We start from the raw sequence: 17,669 nt of genomic DNA on the forward strand, positions 1-17,669 counted from the left end.
TGAATGGGTAACCAACATTACGTTATTATCGGAGGCAGCGTTGCCGCCGTCAACGCGGCGAAAGCGATTAGAGATCATGATGAGCTAGCCGAAATTTCTATTTACGGGGAAGAAACATCCCTTCCGTATAACAGAGTCAAGCTTTCCAAGGGATTATTCACTGACTTGCACAGCGACAAAATCCTGATCAAAAAGGAAAAATGGTTTGCCAATCAACGAATTAATGTTTATTCCGGCATAAAGGTCACCGCGATACATGCAGAGGACTGCACCATTGAAACAGCAAACGGGCAAATCGTTGCTTATGACAAGTTACTGCTGTGTACAGGAGCCCACAACCGTAAGCTTTTACTGGACGGAGCTTCACTAAGGAATGTTCACAATATCCGTTTTCGACAAGATGCAGACAGACTTAAAACGGAATTGCAGAAAGGAGACCGGATATGTATCATCGGCGGTGGTATTCAGGGCATAGAAACCGCCTGGTCCTTCCAGCAAGCCGGGTATGCTGTAACCATTTTGGAAGCTTCGCACCGGCTTATGCCACGCCAGCTAGATGAGAAGGCCTCTTCTATTTTGACCCATCGGATTACTGAACGGGGCACGAAGGTAAGCCTTGGACAAGGCGTAAAGCGTATTACAGGCACAGATCATGTAGACGGTGTAGAACTACAGGACGGCTCTGTAATTCCCTGCGGGCATGTCGTGTATTCTATCGGAATTGTACCTAATACTGAGCTTGCTCGCCAAACCGGACTTGATATTGGACACGGCATTCTGGTGAATGCACAGATGGAAACCAGCTTCGCCAATATATATGCGGCAGGTGATGTAGCCGAGTTTCACAATAGAGTGGATGGATTATGGGAAAGTGCTATAGAGCAAGGAAAAGTAGCAGGAGCTAATATGACGGGTGCATCCGTCAGCTACCAGTGTCCCATCCCTGTAACTCTATCGAACAGCTATGAATCCCCTCTCTTTTCCATTGGCCTAGTAAATGAACAGGAATGCGACACCAGCCTGACCAGTGAAAATCAAGCTTCTTATACACGAATGTTCATACAAAACGACTCTATCTGCGGCGTGATCGGTTTTGGGGATGCCCTCACTTCACTTCCATACAAAACAGCCATCATTCAGGGACTCAAACCGGACGCGCCAGAGCTTACAAAAATTTTTGGTGACAAGGAGAGCTAAAGATGAAAAAATATGTATGTCAACCCTGTGGATACATTTATGATCCTGCTTTGGGGGACCCCGATGAAGACATTATGCCCGGTACAGCGTTTGAGGACCTTCCGGAAGACTGGGTTTGTCCAGTCTGCGGTGAGGATCAAAGCCATTTTGCCCCAATAGATGATACAGAATAACAAGAACGCACTATACTTTTTAGTTTCCGGTTTATGAATGGAGTGAATGAATGTGAATGAGATGTCCTGCCCCTGCCAGTGCGAAAAGGAGCCCTGTGCCCGCAAAGTGCCTATCTTTTCCTCTTTGTCCTGCGAAGATTTGTGTAAGGTCAGCTCCATGATCCGACACCGGAAATATCAGAAAGGCGAGGCCTTGATTATCGAGGAACAAGCATCCGATACGCTGTACATTATTAAAAGCGGGCATGTCAAGCTTCTGAAAATGACACCTCAGGGCAAAGAACAAATTCTGCACATTCTGACAACTGGCGATTTTTTTGGCGAGTTGAACATATTTAACAGCGATGAGCTGAGTAACTTTAGTGCGTATGCCTTAAAAGATACTGATATTTGTATGCTCACCAAGGATGATATGGAGCAGTCGATTCACAACAATCCCGATATCTCTTTGAAGCTGCTCAAAACCATTACTAAACGCTTGGCACATACCGAAAAGCTGGCTCAAAGCCTGGCTACCAAAGACCCGGAAATCCGTATCGCTTATATGATTCTTGAGCTTGGGCATAAATACGGAAAACCGGACGGCTCCTACATTAAAATAAATCTCCCCCTTTCACGCGAAGAAATGGCTAATTATGTGGGTGTCACACGCGAAACCATCAGTCGCAAATTCGCAAAATTTGAACAGCTGGGGATTATTCATATTAAGGGTACACGAGAGATTACCATTTGCGATGTACAGAAACTGAACGAATATATGGATTGAGGTACATCCAATGTTGTTCTGGCATGAAGAGCAACAAAAAAGCCGCTTCTTTGGCTTAATGGTTTATGGCTGGTATACCTGCCACTTCCATTTCGCCAAAGGGCGGTTTCCTTTTTTTCACCCTATATAATGGGCTATCTTTCAATCGTTGTGTTCACACCTTGGGGAGACGCTCCCCATACGTGCTTCCCAGAAGGAAGCTCCGGTGCAGCCGTGTCCTCGGCGGACTTGGCCTGAATCGTGGCGGACTTGGAGCAATCCCATACCACTTTGACCAGATATCCAAACAGCAGCACGTTCAACAACGAGGTCACACATAGAATAACTCCATAGCTGTCCTGAGAGTTCGAGCTATAGAAAATATCGAAGGTGTTCAGGAAAATCGTGAGACTGAATCCACCCGCAAGCCATAAAAATCTCCGGTCCCGCAAATACAGATACGCCAGCACTGCCAACGCCGCGGCCGGGAACAGATACCGTTCATGCATGCTGGAAGCGAAGGTGAACACACCCGCAATCTGCACCAGTGCAGCCGCGGCCACAAACTCTGGTTTGCCACTGCATGCATACATCCACCACGTAAACAAAGTCACCAACACAATGCCGATCATGCCCCATGTGTGGTAGCTGAACAGGAACAACGTCGTTGTGTCCTGCGTGTAGTTGCCACCAATCAGTGCGAAGAAATTATATGCGTTCACAGAAGCATACGGATACTCACCAACCGTTCCTTTGTATAAATCAAGCAGCCATAATGGCTCCTGCCCCCATGAAAATGGCAGCACGACCAGAATTGTCGTCACAACCGCTGCACCTACAGCCAGCAACCAAGGTTGTACTTTGCGTTGTCTCAGCAGCTCGAAGAACAGAATCGGGCCATAAATAATCCCCTGTGGCTTCATCAACACCGCTATCGTAAACAATACGGTGGACCAGCCTACTCTGTTTTCCACCAACAACACAACCATACCCACAATCAGCAATGTAAAGAATGAATCTACTTGTCCCCAGAAGGTCGAATTGATAAATACCGCCGGGTTAAATACATAGAACAATGCCAGCCCGATGCTGATTCCAAAGCCGACTCGTTTGCTCGCCAACCGATACAGCATGTACGCTGTCGCGATATCGGCTAATATATTCGGAAGCCGTAGCAGCACGGACATATAGGGACTGAAAGCGTCCGTAGAGCCGATTTTACCGATCACATATAAAATATAAATATAGAACGGCGGATAATCACTTGATCCGTTCGTGTAAAATCCCGTTAAGCTGTCCGCTGCCGTTGTAGCCCAGTTACGGAATAGCATTAAATCCATGTGCCCCGAAATCCACGGCGCTATCGCCATTCTTAAAAAGAATCCCACGCCAAGCACGGTCCATAACATCAGCCCCCGGTTACGTTCCCCGATCTTCCATACACTGGCCCGAAAACGGTACACAATGAATACAAACGCACCGAAGAACAAAGCGGCAAAGATCGCCAGCGGAGTCGCATAAGCAGATGAAGACTGTCCGCCTCTTCCACCACTCATACCACCGCCGGGTCCGCCCATGCTCATACCAGGGCCGCCGTTACCGGACATACCGCCCGGACCTCGCTGTTGCCCGTCTCTGACAGCACCGTTGCCTCCGGAGGTAGATGTGTCATTCCCGGCCGTTGTACCTTTGTCACCCGATGTCGATGTACCTTGGGTGGATGAATCGGCAGATTGGCCTGTCGTACCTTGACTCTTACCGTCAGAGCTGTCCATGGTATCCGTCGATGTCGAATTGGAGCGGGTATCCTGCCCTACATTTCCTGCTCCACGATTTCCAGCGCTCTGTCCGTTCGAGGGGCGTTGCCCCGGCGCTCCCATGCCTCTACCGGGTCCGCCGCCTCCTCCAAATCCGCCGGACGGGCCCTGTCTAATAGCAGCAGACTGGGATGCCGAGCTGCCAGAATAACTCCATAACGAAACCACACTAACCACAGCACACAATATGAGACTGAACAGAAGTATATATTTCAGGCGGTTCTCTTTCCACACGTTCAAATCCGATGCACCTCTCTCTGTATCTATTTTCCTCATATTGTATCTGTCATAGCTGAGGGCATCGTGAGTTCTGGCTGAAAGTTGGCTGAATACAGAATCATTTCTTCACAAATTGCCGCTCCATCTCCTGAATGGCCCGTTCGATTGAGTCCTGTGGATGTTCAAGCAGGTTGCCATGTCCGACAGCCAGTAGAGATGGCTTGAATCGCGCCAGCTTTTTGGCGCTTTCCAGTGAAATTTCCCTGTTCCAGGTGGCCAGTGCGGGAAATGGAAACAGCGGCTTAAGCCTCCCTGACACCGCAACGCCGCCTCGGACCTGGAGGGCATCGCCTGCAATCAATGCACGGGTACGAGTGTCCAGAAATGCCATCGAGCCTGGCGTATGTCCCGGTGCGCTGATCGCCAGCAACGAACCCACATGATCCCCTTCTTGCAGCAGAACGTCAGGCTGTGTACGGATGTTTTTGGGCACACTGCCCCGAATCGGAGTATTCGGTTCACCCGTATCCAGCGATACATCGCCCTTTAACAGCCGCGCATCCCGTCTGGAAATGAATACTTGCACATCCGGATGCCGTGCCTTCAACCTATCCAGTGCACCCACATGATCCTCATGGGCATGAGTAAGTACAATTCGTAGGATTGGCTGCCCCATCCGCGCAACAGCCTTCTCGATACCATCTGCACTATAAGGAAGTCCGGCATCTATCAATGTTAGCCCCTCCTTTTCCTGCACCAAATAGCAGTTCACCGGGAACAGTCTCGGCAGAAACGTCAATTGAACTACATGCTGCACCTGAACAACACGCATCCATCTCATCTCCTCATCTTGTTTAAAACTAATTATATTAGTATTATAAATAATATCATTAGTTTTAAACAAATCTTTTCGCAGATATTCCGCAGCAAAAAGGCAGACCCGGAATAACATCCCTGGTCTGCCTCTCTCCAACTATGATGTGAATGCTCCTAAATCCATCAACCCTGCTGGACAGCCTCAGCAATGGGCGTGCTGCCTGACGCCAGATTAATCGCACGGTGATACGTCTGCCGTTCATCCAGTGCCGCTACTACCACTGCGGCTACATCCTCACGGGAAATGGTACTAACGGAAGGATCATCCTCCGTAGCGACCTTTCCAACACCGGGATCATCTGTCAGTCCACCCGGACGAAAGATCGTGTAGTCCAGATTACTCGCTTCCAGCAGGCGGTCTGCATAATGCTTCGCCACGTAGTACGGCTTAATCGACTCAGGCCATTGCTCCCGATTCTCCGCATGCCTTGCGCTGACCATAATGAAGCGGCGGATGCCCGCCTGCTCGGCAGCCTCCATAGCCTTGACCGCTCCATCGAGGTCGATGAGCAGGGTTTTGTCCGCGCCTGTTTTGCCACCGGAGCCAGCCGTGAACACGATAGCGTCGCTACCCTTTACGGCTGCGGCAATGTCGTCAACCGTTCCTTCGAGGTCAGCTATCACCGTTTCCGCGCCCAAGCGTTCAAGCGCTTCGGCCTGATCCTGATTGCGGATCAACGCCTTTACGCGATGCGCTCCATTTTCACCCAACAGACGAACGAGATGTCTGCCTACTTTTCCATTTGCGCCAATCACCAGTACGTTCATAATATCCCTCCTGTATTCGCAGTCTCTCTTCTACATTATACAGAAGTATTTTACCCGTATGGTTCAGGACGCAATCAGATGGGTACGCCGAGTTTGTGATCAAGCGTTGCCTTAAAGCTTGGTTCCCCGCTCCCAGCACTCCACTTGCTCTAGCCCCGGAATGCTATCTTTATAGAAGACAGGGTCCTGACCCGCCTTTTTCTGCCGTGAATAATCCTTTAAAGCTGCAAAAGCGACTCGGGATAAAAGGGCAATGGCAATCAGATTGACAACGACCATCATCCCCATGAATAAATCGGCAATATCCCACACCAGCTGCACCTTGGCCACTGCTCCGAAAATCACCATGCCAATTACAGCAGCGCGATACAGCCATACCCAGATTTTCTTCGATTTCATAAACTCAATGTTCGTTTCGCCGTAATAGTAGTTACCGATCAATGTGCTAAAAGCGAACAGGAATACCATAATGGCAAGAAAACCGGACGCCCACGGGCCGATGTGCACACTCAGAGCCGCCTGGGTCAGCTCAATCCCGCTAAGCCCCGGCTTCGTATACGCCCTGGATAACAAAATAATCATTGCCGTGCTTGTACAAATAATAAGCGTATCCGTTAACACTCCAAAAGCCTGAATCAAGCCTTGCTTGACCGGATGGCTGGTGTCTGCGGTAGCTGCCGCATTCGGTGCGCTCCCCATTCCTGCTTCATTGGAAAACAAACCACGCTTGATGCCGTGCATCAAGGCTGCCCCGAGGGAGCCTCCCGCAACCTGCTCGAAACCGAACGCACTGCGTACGATCAGGGACAACACCTGCGGCAATTGCTGAATATTAATGATTACAATAAACAGCGCAATTCCGATATACAGCACTGCCAGTACAATGACGATATATTCCGACATTTTGGCAATCCGCTTGATCCCCCCAAAAATAATGACCGCAAACACAGCCGCCATCAGCAGACCCACAACCAGCCGACTCGTGCCGAAGGCATTTTCGAAAGCTAGCGTAATCGTGTTGGACTGCACCGCGTTAAAGACCAGACCAAAGCTCAGTGTAATCAGTATCGCAAAAACAATACCCATCCACCGCTTCTTCAATCCGATCTCCATGTAATACGCGGGGCCACCGCGGAATCCATCTTTGTCCTTCACTTTATATACTTGGGCTAATGTGCTTTCAACGAAGCTGGAGGCTGATCCGATAATCGCAATGATCCACATCCAGAACACCGCACCCGGCCCACCCAGCGCAATGGCAAGAGCAATCCCCGTAATGTTACCCGTACCCACACGTGCCGCCATGCTGATACAAAATGCCTGAAAAGGCGAAATGCTGTCCCTGGAGCCGCGTTTTGACTCTTTTAGTACCCGGAACATATCTCCGATCATTCGTACTTGCAGACCCTTAGTGCGGAACGTAAAAAATAGTCCCAATGCGATCAGCATGACAATTAACAACTTGGACCAGAAAAAGTCGTTAATTACACCGAGCACATCCTGTAAAACCTGTTGCATCCACAATCCCCCAATATCCCTTGATTCATTCTCTCTGTAGAACCGGTTCCATACTCGGCCGTTTAACAGTATTTTTTGAGTATACCAATTTTTAGCCACACAGAACAGATAATTATACATTTTATTTTATAGAAGCCATTAACAGGAAACCTCACAGAGTTTGAACCTCATGTTATACTCATTTCTGTTGCACACGCAAACCTGCCAAAAAAGTGTTCATCATGACTTCAATACTCCGATCCACTTCTACGGGTAAACCGAAGCCGCCCTTCTGTTCGAGCGAGGCAAAACCGTGAAGCAGACTGCGGAATCCCCTCGCCGCATGAACACAATCCTCTTCCTTAAATCCGTAGCCGCTGGACAGAACAGAAATGACAAGCTCCGCCACACGATCCGCAGCCTGCCTCACTTCGGTATTATTTCGATCAGTTGCATACAGCATCGCTTCATACAAACCGGGTCGCTCGCGGGCATATCGCATATAGGCTTTCCCCATAGCGGTCAGTGCATCGTCACCCGCTCTGCCAACCGCCGCGCTCATCAAAGCTTCTTCCAACTGTCCCAGGCTGTGTAGAGCCAGCACTTGGCGCAGTCCGTTCAACCCGTCCACGTGGTTATACAAAGACGGGGGGCGAATGTGCAGCTTCTGCGCCAGCGTGGTGAGCGTGACATCGCCCATCCCCCGTTCATTGGCAATGTCCTCGGCAGCCTGTAGAATATCGTGCAGCTTCACTCCGTTTCTGGGTGACATCAGCATTTCTCCTTTAATCGAATTTCTAATTTCTATGTAAGGCATTGACGTGAGCATTTTGCATAAAGCGTCGGGAATCGAATGATGCAAAATGCTGACGTATAAAAATACAAAATGAGCCTGATTTCTATTTTAGCTAATCCTATTAGTTTACCTATTAGTTTATACAAAAAAGCTATGGTTTGAAAGCATATCAGCTTTTACTGATATAATGAACGAAGCAAGATCATAGAGCGGGTCTGACCACTTTTTCGATCCCATGTAAAGGAGATAGCTATATCTATGGATCCCAAGCCACTTCCAGCCATTGAATTTAAGCACATCACCAAATACTTCATCGGGTCTGAACGTCAACGTGCTGTCCTGAATGGAATTACGGCAAAAGTTTCTCCCGGCAAAATCACCACGCTGGTTGGCCCGTCCGGGTCTGGTAAAAGCACGCTGCTTTCACTGTGTAATCTTCTACTGACGCCGGATGAAGGGGAAATCAGCGTATTCGGCAAGCCCCTTTCCGAATGGGAAATCCCTGAACTGAGACGAAAGGTCGCACTGGTTTTTCAGGATGCCCCCATGCTGCAAGGAACCGTTCTGTATAATCTTCAGACCGTAGAACGGTTGCATGGAACGGTGCTGCATGATCCAGGCGACTTGTTAGAGCGTGTAGGGCTTACCCGCGATCTACTGGAGCAAAAGGCGCAGGAGCTATCCGGAGGTCAAAGACAGCGCTTGGCCTTGGCGCGAACGCTTGCGAACCGCCCGGATATTTTACTGCTGGATGAGATTACTTCCGCACTGGACCCGGCCTCGGTCAAAGAGGTAGAGGAACTGTTGCTTCAAATGAACAAAGAAGAGGGAACGACGATGATCTGGATTACGCATCATATGGAACAAGCCCGCAGAGTAGGCCATGAAACATGGCTGATGATCGACGGAAAGCTCGTGGAGCAAGCGGATACCGAGGCTTTTTTCGATGCACCACAGCACAATGAAACCCGCAGGTTCATAGCAGGAGAATGGGTATGACAATTGTTGCCCTGATTCTTTCTCTCGGTTTTGTGTTCATCGCCATCGTCATGTCCAAATCCTTCAAGCTTGGTCTGGATCGGGATATCATTATCGCCACGATCAGAGCATCGGTTCAGTTGCTGGCCATCGGCTATGTGCTGCATTTGATTTTCGGGATGCAGAGCTACGGATTTATCACATTGTTCATTCTGCTCATGATCACCGTAGCCTCCCAAAATGTGGCACGCAAAGGACGATTTATTCCCGGCCTGATGTGGAAATCATTCCTGACGCTGCTGTGTGTGGAAATCGTTACACAGGCATTCCTGATTAGCCTGCATATCATTCCGGCGACAGCCCGGTATATGATTCCGATTAGCGGCATGATCATTGGCAGCTCCATGATTTTGTCCAGTCTGCTGGTGTCCCGGCTCAAGTCGGAGGTGCTGCTGCGCAAGCCTGAAATCATGCTCATCCTGGCACTAGGTGGCACACCGAGACAAGCCATTTTCCCTATACTCAAGGATTGCATACGCTCCAGTATGATTCCAACCATTGAGGGACAGAAAACGCTGGGGCTTGTCCAGCTTCCCGGCATGATGACCGGGCAGATTATCGCAGGAGCCAATCCCATTGCCGCTGTCCGTTTGCAGTTGCTGATCGTATTTACCACCATGACCTCTGCTATTCTGACCAGCGTGCTGCTCAGCCTGTTCATTTATCCGGCATTATTTACCCGCCAGCAGCAGCTGCGTACAGAAGCATGGGAGCGCTAATCCCTATCCAACACAGCTTTATTTTGCAAAAGTCTATCTGCCAGATGATCGGTAGGTAGGCTTTTTGGTGTATATTCTTGTCCCTGCACGAAAAGATATACTGTGATTTTATATCATCAGGCTTACAATATACATATATAGGTTAAGCATTTTGCATAAATCCCAAGAGCGATTTCAAATCAGCAATATATAGATCGAAACGGTTTAGTTCGTCTATATATTGTACTTTCGAGCGTTGGGAATCGAATGATGCATCATGCTGAGGTTAAATGTCGATCTAAGAGAGGGCATAGAAATAAGTCATCTAACAACACACAAAGGAGATAAAAAGATGAACAATCGTTTATTAATCAAAAACGGCTGTGTACTCACGCTCGATAAGACAATGGGTGATTTTAAAAAAGCGGATATTCTTATCGAGGGAAAAAAAATTATCGCTGTTCAACCGGAGCTAGAAGCAGCCGATTGTGAAGTTGTTGACGCTACAAACATGATTGTTATGCCGGGATTCGTGGATACACATCGCCACACCTGGGAATCTGTCGTTCGTAATGTAGGTGCCGATTGGTCTCTCGAAAAGTACTTGGGGCGTATGTACTATGGGAATATTGGAGCTAAATTACGTCCGCAGGATGGATATGTAGCGAATCTGCTTGGCGCACTGGAAGCATTGGATGCAGGGGTTACCACACTACTGGATTGGTCGATGATTAATTCACCCGATCATACAGACGAGCTGATCCGGGGCTTGCAAGAATCGGAAACAAGAGCGGTCTTTGCCCACGGAGTTTCTGGTGATGGAGAATATTGGTCCAGAGAAAGCCGAATTCGACAATCCGATGACAGCAGACGGGTGAAAAAGCAGTATTTCTCATCAGATGACCAGTTGCTTACCATGGGGTTAGCCATAAGAGGACCAGAATTTAGCGCATGGGAAACAACAGTTGATGAGATTCGATTCGCTCGGGAGCTTGGTGTGCTGTGTACAATGCATTTAGGGTTCGGGACATGGGGTTCGGTGGATCGATCGATTGAAAAATTGCATAAGGCTGGACTGCTCGGATCGGATCTTAACTTTGCCCATGCCAATACACTCAGCTATGAGGAGTATAAGCTAATCGCAGATTCGGGCGCCTCCATTTCCGTTACTCCAGAAATCGAAATGATGATGGGACATGGCTATCCGGCTACAGGGCTATTTATGGAGAACGGAGGAAGACCCTCACTAGGAGTCGATGTTGTAGTATCAACCGGTGGAGACATGTTTGCACAAATGAAGTTCGCCTTGCAAGCAGAACGTTCCAGAATCAATGGAAAGATTTTATCCACAGGAGAAATGCCGGTGGAACTCACCATTTCAGCACGGGACATTATAGAATTCGCGACGATTGACGGTGCCCGAGCATTGGGACTGGATCATAAGATCGGTACGTTAACTCCGGGAAAAGAAGCCGATCTGATTATGATTCGAACCAACGATCTGAATATGTTTCCGGTAAATCATCCAATCGGTGCTGTTGTGCAATGTGCAAACACGAGCAACGTCGATTCAGTGTTTGTGGCTGGGAAAGCTGTCAAACGGAACGGAAAAATGCTGCATGTAGACATTCAACGTTTGCGCAAGTTAGCCAATGAGTCTAGAGATTATATTTTCTCACAATACGGGGTGCCTGAGGAAGCATGGCCAATCTGATTACTGTACTCTTTAACAAACTGACTATCCAGCCTATCTGTCGTTGTACAGGCGGGTAGGCTTTTTGTTCTAATGAAAGAATTGATTAGTCCCGATTCTTTTCTCAAGTCATCCTATTCATTGTATGGCATTATGGGAGGTTTGTACGAATGTTGATTACTAAGAATAAAACGGCGGCAGCTATTTTAAGGGTTATATTTTTTTCAATGATTTTCGGCTGGATTTATTATTATTCAGGATATCACCCGGCTGAAATCGCTAAATTAGTTAAAATCACAGACGATTGCTTGGTCATACAGAGGGATGCTTCTAACGGAGGTGAATATAAAGAATTATATATTTCCTCAAAGTCTGTGATCCCTCCTCTGGTTGTAGGCAAACAATATTTTTTCGTGTCTGATCAAAGATACTTCCAACATCCATATATCCGCTATGTAGAGGAGTAGTACAGAACAAGACAAAAGTGTGCATGCAACTCAAGTCAAATATTCCTGCATTCCGCCTGTTAAGATGGAATCGAAAGGAGGGAACCATCGTGTACGAATGGAACGAAATGGTCCAACTCATGATTGATTGGATTGATAATAATCTTACTTCAGCACCATCGTTGTTGAGAATGTCCAATCAGTTAGGCTACTCTCCTTATTACTGTACAAAACAGTTCCATTCTCTTACAGGAATGACGTTAAGGGATTATGTGTGGATGCGCCGGATTAGCCGTGCAGCCCTTGAACTCCGGGATGGCAATGTTCGCATCCTTGATGTTGCCATAAAGTATGGGTTTTCTTCACAAGAAGCTTTTACACGAGCATTTGTAAAAGCCTTTGAGGTAACTCCGGCTGTATACCAAAGAGAGCCTAGACCTATTCCGTTAGCGATTCGTGTTGAAGTGTTCTCTCCTTATCATTATCATTTGAAGGAGCGGGATCAGATGGTTAAGGAACATTTGCAAGAAGCCGAAATCAAAATTGAGCGTATACCAGCACACAAATTTATTGGAATCTGGGATACCTCTTCTCGAAACTACGGTGATTTCTGGAGAAACGGTCATAATTGTGATGAAATTTGTGGAACACTGGAAAGCATGTCTCATCTCAAGCTACCCGAACAATTGGGTCAAACCGCAGGCTGGTTCTATCAGGATGGTCAGAAGGGCTATCTCTATGGAATACCGGTTGCCGCTGATTACGCTGGAGAGATTCCAGCAGGAATGGAGTGCCGGAGCATTCCCGAATCAGATTATCTGGTGTTTTTTCACCCGCCCTTCAATTATTTAAAAAACAATGGAGAGGTTATGAGAATTGTGGAGGAGAAGGCTTGGAGCTTTGACCCTGCCAGCATGGGATATGAATGGGATGAGGAAACGAAGCAGGATTATCAGCGGCATTTCCCGGAAGGATACGGTTACGCAGTGTTACGTCCAGTGAAAAAAGTGTAGAGAAAAAGAATCCCAAGAAGCAGCTACGATGATGTAAATATAGCTTCTCCTGTTCATAAATTATCACTCACTTCCTCGCCTGTAGATATGAGTTCAACGCTTCTTTCCTTTTATATATTCGTTTTATAAATAAGGATAATAATAGGCGAAGGATAACTCCCTTCGCCTATTTTCTTCTATAAGATCCTTAACCATTAAAATTATCTTCTAAATTATCGTCCACCTTATCAGGCTCGTACTCGACTGTTTTATAGTCAGGTGATGAGGGAATCATATTGACCACGACATTCCTCATTTTCAACTTGTACGTTCCTTCCTCAAAGGCAATAATATACTTAATGGGAGGTAATTCCATGTCCTCATACTTCGTTATCGATGAAACGACAATCTTAGAAGGGTCTGCGTCATTTACAGAAATGATACGATAGTCTATCGGTGTTCCTTGAGCTTTTAGAAAATTAAGTCGTGCCCGGTCTGTTTTAAAACGATAATCATCAGACAGTGAAAGCATCTTATCATAATCACGACTCATCGAAGCGTCCATATATTCTGAAAATGTCGAAACAGCAGCCTCTTTGGGCTTATCGGGAAGTTTATGAGGCTCCTTATCCCCTCCAAAACCTGTAGCAATTACAGTCAAAATCCCTCCTAAGACAACCAAGCAAGCCAACTTCTTACGTAGTACAATCTTCAATTGAAAAAAACCTCCTTTATTGTAAATTTTACCACAAATGCTTCTTCAAATAAATAAGGTAGAGTTCAAATTTTGTGAACTCTACCTTATTTATTATTCCAGAATGGTCTTATTCATTTTCTAACACATTTCCTTCTAAATGAATAAGACCATTTCCCCTACTCTCGCGGGTGTCAGCAAATGCTAATCTACCACTGCCCGAAGGTACTTGAACATATTTATTGTAAGACCCCTCACCATTAACAGATGAACTGACTCCCAATTTAACAAGTGCGCCATCTTTATATGTGCCTACACCATAAATTACTCTTATAGCTTGTACATCCGAGTCTACGATTGACTGACTCCCATTAAATGTAACCTGATTTCTGTAGTTTCCAAAGAAATTTCCGATCTGACTTAAATTCATTCCATGATTCTCCGAATAATAAGTCAGATTTCTCACAGCTAGTTGAACATCACCTTGTAAAGCCTTAGAAGGCTCCACAAATACTCCCGTTTCTACTTTTCCATATGTTGAACTAGTAGGTGCAATATCATATACCAAGCCTTTAGGTTGTTTGACTATATAATTACCTCCCTCCTTTTCAATGTTATAGGGTGCTGCTGGTAATTCACCTATATCCCCATAAGTTAACTTAACGGAAACATTGATATTGTCTGGGTCAGAATTATCAGCCGATACAATTTTGTAATCAACTAGAGACTCATTTACTCCCAGACTGTTAATCTGTGGTTTTTTAAAATCGTTAAAATATTCATTCACAGCCTTTAATGCTTCTGGACTAAGTGAATCCTTATCAAAGCTATCTTGATTTGCCTCGATCTTAGAACCAACCTGTACATTATTATTTTCACTTACTGATAAAGGATTATTAGTAGGTATGTTATTTTCTAACGTTGGGGCAGCCGAGGCCGCGCTCCCAAAGCAAAAGGCCAATGACATAGTTATAATAGCAATTTTCTTCTTCATATTAATTCCCTCCGAAATAGATTTTATTTTACTCAATCCCTATTAAAATAAAACAATACATACTGCCTAGGTATAGAAATATATAGTGCCCCTACAGTTCTAACCCCTAAAAATACAGCCTATAAGGTAAATTGAATTAAAGAAAAAGAAATACCCAATAACATACATAAAATAGCGGAATTTTAAACTGTTTTCACCTCTATCTTCCCTTTCAAAAGATATTTTTTGTGTTAATAACAACTGATTTGATTGTCCCTCTCTAACCATCCCCTCTGTAAAGCTATTCTAATACTCATGCAGAATTATCCAAGAAGATATAATAAATGTATCACTTTTCAATGTTTTAGTAAAATTTGTCAATTTTATCACCTTTCTTTAGAAATCCTATATCCGCCAATGCTCATATCCATGCTCATTTCGTTTTGTTAGACTAGCCACAAAGTTGAAAGTAAAAGAACAATACTATAGAATTTTATAAAATAGGAAAAATAAGGTGGTTGGACTAGGATGCTTTATCAAATTAGGGGGAGAACAGTTCAAACCGATGTTAAAATTGAGGAATCTGTAGAAGCTCCCAATCCACAGATGCGCTGCGAGTAGTTTTACGAAAATACGGTAGATTGAGAAAGGGTTATGATATTTACACAGTGTCTGCCTTGGATGATTCCAGCAGTTGCCCTGAAATAGAGTCAATATCTGTATCTGCACTGGATCCCATATTGAGTGATGAGGGAGTCTTTCGGATTTCTGAGACTATTCGGAAGGGAACAGCTACAACTTCAGAGTACCAAAATTTCGCAATCTAATTCCGACTGCGGAAAATTACGACCAATTATTAAACAAAATATTCAAAGTCGGCTGAAAATCTAACCTATTTCAGAGATTCATTTCTATGCATAGAATGTATCCATAAATTAAAGGGGAATATAGATTGTTGCTCCATTCCGACTCCTTCTATTAAAAAAGATATGCCTATCTACAAAAGAACGAACCAGTCAGCAGAAAAATTACTCGGACGCCTTAGAGAACTCATTTAGGAACATCCCGATGCCAGACAATATGACTATGCCAAATGGCTTGGTGTGTCACAAGGACGTGTATCTCAACTTAAAAAGTTACTGTAAAGTGCAGCATAACTTCTTGAAAACCCCATTCATTTAAATCCAAGGCCATCCTTTTAAAATAATTTTATTTTAACGTGAATACTCACTGAATACCTTTGTTACCTTATGTAAGGTCGTCTTCCTATCCTGTAAACTAAGTTCCATCAAGCGATAACCGCTGGATCATAGAGAGGATGAGATATTCATGAGTGTAGAAAATAGAGTTTTAGCGATACAAGATGGTCTGGACGGACGTGTGAATGCAGTCATAGATCAAACCCTTGCCGAGAAGCGCCTGGTTGGCGCAGTCGTCATGATATATATGGATGGTTCACCCGTGTATGTGCGAGCGGCCGGGCTGGCTGATCGAGAAGAAAATATTCCCATGCGCGAGGATGCTTTATTTCGGCTCTCTTCTGTATCCAAGCCGATTGTATCTACAGCGGCCTTGGTTTTGGCAGCCCAAGGACAGATTGGACTCGATGAATCCATTGAACGCTGGTTGCCGGACTTTCGCCCCCGCTTGATCAGCGGCGAGCAGCCATCCATTACGGTACGGCAATTGCTCACACATACTGCCGGGCTGACCTATGGCTTTTTAGAGGAAGAAGGCGGAGGCCCCTATCAACGTGCAGGCGTATCGGATGGCATGGATTTCTCAAATCTTACGCTTGAAGAGAACTTGCAACGTTTGGCTTCTGTGCCTCTGTTGTATACACCGGGTAAAGCATGGGGTTATTCCATTGCCACCGATGTACTCGGTGCAATCATTAGTCGCGTATGCGGCACAACCCTTGAGCAGGCTGTTAAAAAGCTCGTTACAGAACCTCTCGATATGCATGATACCCGTTTCTCGGTCGCTGATGCCGGACGACTTGCGGCTCCTTATGTTAACGATACAGCCGAACCCCGGCGGATGCGTGAGCTTGAGGTTGCGCAGGTGTTTGAAGGCACGGCGGGACTTCGTTTTCAGCCTGCACGCGCCTTTGATCCCACGGCTTTCCACTCTGGCGGCTCGGGTATGATTGGCAGCGCAAAAGACTTTATGCGACTGCTGGAAACACTGCGAAACGGCGGCAATCCGTTACTTCCAGAGGAATGGGTCCGTGAAATGGGCACCATCCAAACCGGGAACCTCCCCTTGGCAGGCTGGCCGGGACGGGGCTTCGGACTGGGATTCACCGTACTCCAAAATCCCGACGAAGGCGAAACAGCAGAATCCCCCGGAACGTGGCGTCTCGGAGGAGCTTACGGTCATTCATGGTTCGTTGATCCCACGCAAAGACTCAGCGTTGTTGCCTTTACCAATACAGCATTTGAAGGTATGTCGGGTCCGTTTACAACCGAGCTTTGCCAAGCCATTTACGGCAGCTCAAATAGGGTCTAATAAAGCGGGAGTTACATGTTTAAGCTCTACAGGCGAGGATAAGACGATTAACGTGGTAGAGTGACCGTGCTTTCCGCACTCATCCCCGAATTGCTCCAGCTTAAGCATGGATTCGACCATAACCTTAAGTAAATAATTTTGCTCACCGCTAATTCGATGACACTCAATGACTTCAGGCGCAGATTGGCAAAACTCAACAAATGAGTTGCATTGATTCGTGTGCACGAGCACATGAGCCATGATCGGCTTTCCGACTTTCTCATGTGAAACCATGGCACGATATCCAGTGATAATGCCTTTATCCTCCATGCGCCTTACTCTTTCCGTGACAGCGGGCTGGGAAAGTCCAACCTCCTTGCCCAGCTCGGTCATGGAGATGCGTGCCTGGTTTTGTAGACATAACAAAATTTTATGATCCACTTGGTCCATAGGTAATCTACTCCTTAAATACAAGGTTATATTGCATATATACTTTATTTTTTATCATCTATTCAGACAATGGCTTTGAATTATATCCAACAATCGAATATTACCAT

General features: G+C 46.1%; 17 protein-coding genes. 9 read left to right on the top strand and 8 right to left on the bottom strand.

What is annotated here, in order from left to right:
• Positions 1-3 precede the first annotated feature (3 nt).
• The 3 genes from ABIA61_RS15500 to ABIA61_RS15510 all read left to right on the top strand — a co-directional run bounded on the left by ABIA61_RS15500 (position 4) and on the right by ABIA61_RS15510 (position 2,136).
• Positions 4-1,197: an NAD(P)/FAD-dependent oxidoreductase gene (locus tag ABIA61_RS15500; protein WP_404580973.1), complete on the top strand. Its 1,194-nt coding sequence runs from the start codon at positions 4-6 to the stop codon at positions 1,195-1,197.
• A 2-nt stretch (positions 1,198-1,199) separates the two neighbouring features.
• A complete protein-coding gene (gene rd / locus ABIA61_RS15505) occupies positions 1,200-1,370 on the top strand; it encodes a rubredoxin (protein WP_192511049.1) in 171 nt (56 codons plus the stop codon).
• Between the two features lie 61 nt (positions 1,371-1,431).
• Positions 1,432-2,136: a Crp/Fnr family transcriptional regulator gene (locus ABIA61_RS15510; protein WP_404581044.1), complete on the top strand. Its 705-nt coding sequence runs from the start codon at positions 1,432-1,434 to the stop codon at positions 2,134-2,136.
• A gap of 134 nt (positions 2,137-2,270) precedes the next feature.
• On the opposite strand, the gene ABIA61_RS15515 is transcribed toward ABIA61_RS15510, so the two are convergent.
• The 5 genes from ABIA61_RS15515 to ABIA61_RS15535 form a co-directional block, all read right to left on the bottom strand.
• Positions 2,271-3,995, bottom strand: a complete 1,725-nt coding sequence (locus ABIA61_RS15515; protein ID WP_283656343.1) for a glycosyltransferase 87 family protein — start codon at positions 3,993-3,995, stop codon at positions 2,271-2,273.
• A 274-nt stretch (positions 3,996-4,269) separates the two neighbouring features.
• Positions 4,270-4,983 carry an MBL fold metallo-hydrolase gene (locus ABIA61_RS15520; RefSeq protein ID WP_283653790.1) on the bottom strand — a complete coding sequence of 238 codons (714 nt, stop codon included), beginning with the start codon at positions 4,981-4,983 and terminating at the stop codon, positions 4,270-4,272.
• Between the two features lie 167 nt (positions 4,984-5,150).
• Positions 5,151-5,795, bottom strand: a complete 645-nt coding sequence (locus tag ABIA61_RS15525) for an SDR family oxidoreductase (protein WP_404580974.1) — start codon at positions 5,793-5,795, stop codon at positions 5,151-5,153.
• A 111-nt stretch (positions 5,796-5,906) separates the two neighbouring features.
• Positions 5,907-7,313, bottom strand: coding sequence for an alanine/glycine:cation symporter family protein (locus ABIA61_RS15530; RefSeq protein WP_404580975.1), 1,407 nt, complete (start codon positions 7,311-7,313; stop codon positions 5,907-5,909).
• 178 nt (positions 7,314-7,491) lie between these two features.
• Positions 7,492-8,064, bottom strand: coding sequence for a TetR/AcrR family transcriptional regulator (locus ABIA61_RS15535; protein WP_404580976.1), 573 nt, complete (start codon positions 8,062-8,064; stop codon positions 7,492-7,494).
• A gap of 282 nt (positions 8,065-8,346) precedes the next feature.
• On the opposite strand from ABIA61_RS15535, the gene ABIA61_RS15540 reads away from it, so the two are divergent.
• The 5 genes from ABIA61_RS15540 (at position 8,347) to ABIA61_RS15560 (ending at position 12,976) form a co-directional block, all read left to right on the top strand.
• Positions 8,347-9,087: an ABC transporter ATP-binding protein gene (locus ABIA61_RS15540; RefSeq protein WP_404580977.1), complete on the top strand. Its 741-nt coding sequence runs from the start codon at positions 8,347-8,349 to the stop codon at positions 9,085-9,087.
• Positions 9,084-9,845 carry an ABC transporter permease gene (locus ABIA61_RS15545; RefSeq protein WP_283653795.1) on the top strand — a complete coding sequence of 254 codons (762 nt, stop codon included), beginning with the start codon at positions 9,084-9,086 and terminating at the stop codon, positions 9,843-9,845. Before ABIA61_RS15540 ends, ABIA61_RS15545 begins: the two co-directional genes overlap by 4 nt.
• A gap of 331 nt (positions 9,846-10,176) precedes the next feature.
• Positions 10,177-11,538, top strand: a complete 1,362-nt coding sequence (locus ABIA61_RS15550; RefSeq protein ID WP_283653796.1) for an amidohydrolase family protein — start codon at positions 10,177-10,179, stop codon at positions 11,536-11,538.
• 149 nt (positions 11,539-11,687) lie between these two features.
• Positions 11,688-11,984, top strand: coding sequence for a hypothetical protein (locus tag ABIA61_RS15555; protein WP_283653797.1), 297 nt, complete (start codon positions 11,688-11,690; stop codon positions 11,982-11,984).
• 89 nt (positions 11,985-12,073) lie between these two features.
• Positions 12,074-12,976 carry an AraC family transcriptional regulator gene (locus ABIA61_RS15560; RefSeq protein WP_283653798.1) on the top strand — a complete coding sequence of 301 codons (903 nt, stop codon included), beginning with the start codon at positions 12,074-12,076 and terminating at the stop codon, positions 12,974-12,976.
• A 187-nt stretch (positions 12,977-13,163) separates the two neighbouring features.
• On the opposite strand, the gene ABIA61_RS15565 is transcribed toward ABIA61_RS15560, so the two are convergent.
• Positions 13,164-13,670 carry a hypothetical protein gene (locus ABIA61_RS15565; RefSeq protein ID WP_283653799.1) on the bottom strand — a complete coding sequence of 169 codons (507 nt, stop codon included), beginning with the start codon at positions 13,668-13,670 and terminating at the stop codon, positions 13,164-13,166.
• 109 nt (positions 13,671-13,779) lie between these two features.
• Positions 13,780-14,643, bottom strand: coding sequence for a hypothetical protein (locus tag ABIA61_RS15570; RefSeq protein WP_283653800.1), 864 nt, complete (start codon positions 14,641-14,643; stop codon positions 13,780-13,782).
• A gap of 1,308 nt (positions 14,644-15,951) precedes the next feature.
• Between ABIA61_RS15570 and ABIA61_RS15575 the strand changes: the two genes are divergently transcribed.
• On the top strand, positions 15,952-17,133 hold the full coding sequence (locus ABIA61_RS15575; RefSeq protein ID WP_283653801.1) for a serine hydrolase domain-containing protein: 1,182 nt from the start codon (positions 15,952-15,954) through the stop codon (positions 17,131-17,133).
• On the opposite strand, the gene ABIA61_RS15580 is transcribed toward ABIA61_RS15575, so the two are convergent.
• Positions 17,119-17,562 (bottom strand): Lrp/AsnC family transcriptional regulator, encoded by a 444-nt coding sequence (locus ABIA61_RS15580; RefSeq protein ID WP_283653802.1) that lies wholly within the window; start codon positions 17,560-17,562, stop codon positions 17,119-17,121. The two genes, ABIA61_RS15575 and ABIA61_RS15580, sit on opposite strands and share 15 nt — an antisense overlap.
• Between the last annotated feature and the right edge of the window lie 107 nt (positions 17,563-17,669).

The organism is Paenibacillus sp. RC21, from assembly GCF_044907935.1.
Taxonomy (GTDB): domain Bacteria; phylum Bacillota; class Bacilli; order Paenibacillales; family Paenibacillaceae; genus Paenibacillus; species Paenibacillus terrae_A.

Coding starts and splice junctions, on each gene's coding strand:
- ABIA61_RS15500 (WP_404580973.1), top strand. CDS start 4: ATGGGTAACCAACATTACGTTATTATCGGAGGCAGCGTTGCCGCCGTC.
- rd (WP_192511049.1), top strand. CDS start 1,200: ATGAAAAAATATGTATGTCAACCCTGTGGATACATTTATGATCCTGCT.
- ABIA61_RS15510 (WP_404581044.1), top strand. CDS start 1,432: ATGTCCTGCCCCTGCCAGTGCGAAAAGGAGCCCTGTGCCCGCAAAGTG.
- ABIA61_RS15515 (WP_283656343.1), bottom strand. CDS start 3,995: ATGGGAGCGCCGGGGCAACGCCCCTCGAACGGACAGAGCGCTGGAAAT.
- ABIA61_RS15520 (WP_283653790.1), bottom strand. CDS start 4,983: ATGCGTGTTGTTCAGGTGCAGCATGTAGTTCAATTGACGTTTCTGCCG.
- ABIA61_RS15525 (WP_404580974.1), bottom strand. CDS start 5,795: ATGAACGTACTGGTGATTGGCGCAAATGGAAAAGTAGGCAGACATCTC.
- ABIA61_RS15530 (WP_404580975.1), bottom strand. CDS start 7,313: ATGCAACAGGTTTTACAGGATGTGCTCGGTGTAATTAACGACTTTTTC.
- ABIA61_RS15535 (WP_404580976.1), bottom strand. CDS start 8,064: ATGTCACCCAGAAACGGAGTGAAGCTGCACGATATTCTACAGGCTGCC.
- ABIA61_RS15540 (WP_404580977.1), top strand. CDS start 8,347: ATGGATCCCAAGCCACTTCCAGCCATTGAATTTAAGCACATCACCAAA.
- ABIA61_RS15545 (WP_283653795.1), top strand. CDS start 9,084: ATGACAATTGTTGCCCTGATTCTTTCTCTCGGTTTTGTGTTCATCGCC.
- ABIA61_RS15550 (WP_283653796.1), top strand. CDS start 10,177: ATGAACAATCGTTTATTAATCAAAAACGGCTGTGTACTCACGCTCGAT.
- ABIA61_RS15555 (WP_283653797.1), top strand. CDS start 11,688: ATGTTGATTACTAAGAATAAAACGGCGGCAGCTATTTTAAGGGTTATA.
- ABIA61_RS15570 (WP_283653800.1), bottom strand. CDS start 14,643: ATGAAGAAGAAAATTGCTATTATAACTATGTCATTGGCCTTTTGCTTT.
- ABIA61_RS15575 (WP_283653801.1), top strand. CDS start 15,952: ATGAGTGTAGAAAATAGAGTTTTAGCGATACAAGATGGTCTGGACGGA.
- ABIA61_RS15580 (WP_283653802.1), bottom strand. CDS start 17,562: ATGGACCAAGTGGATCATAAAATTTTGTTATGTCTACAAAACCAGGCA.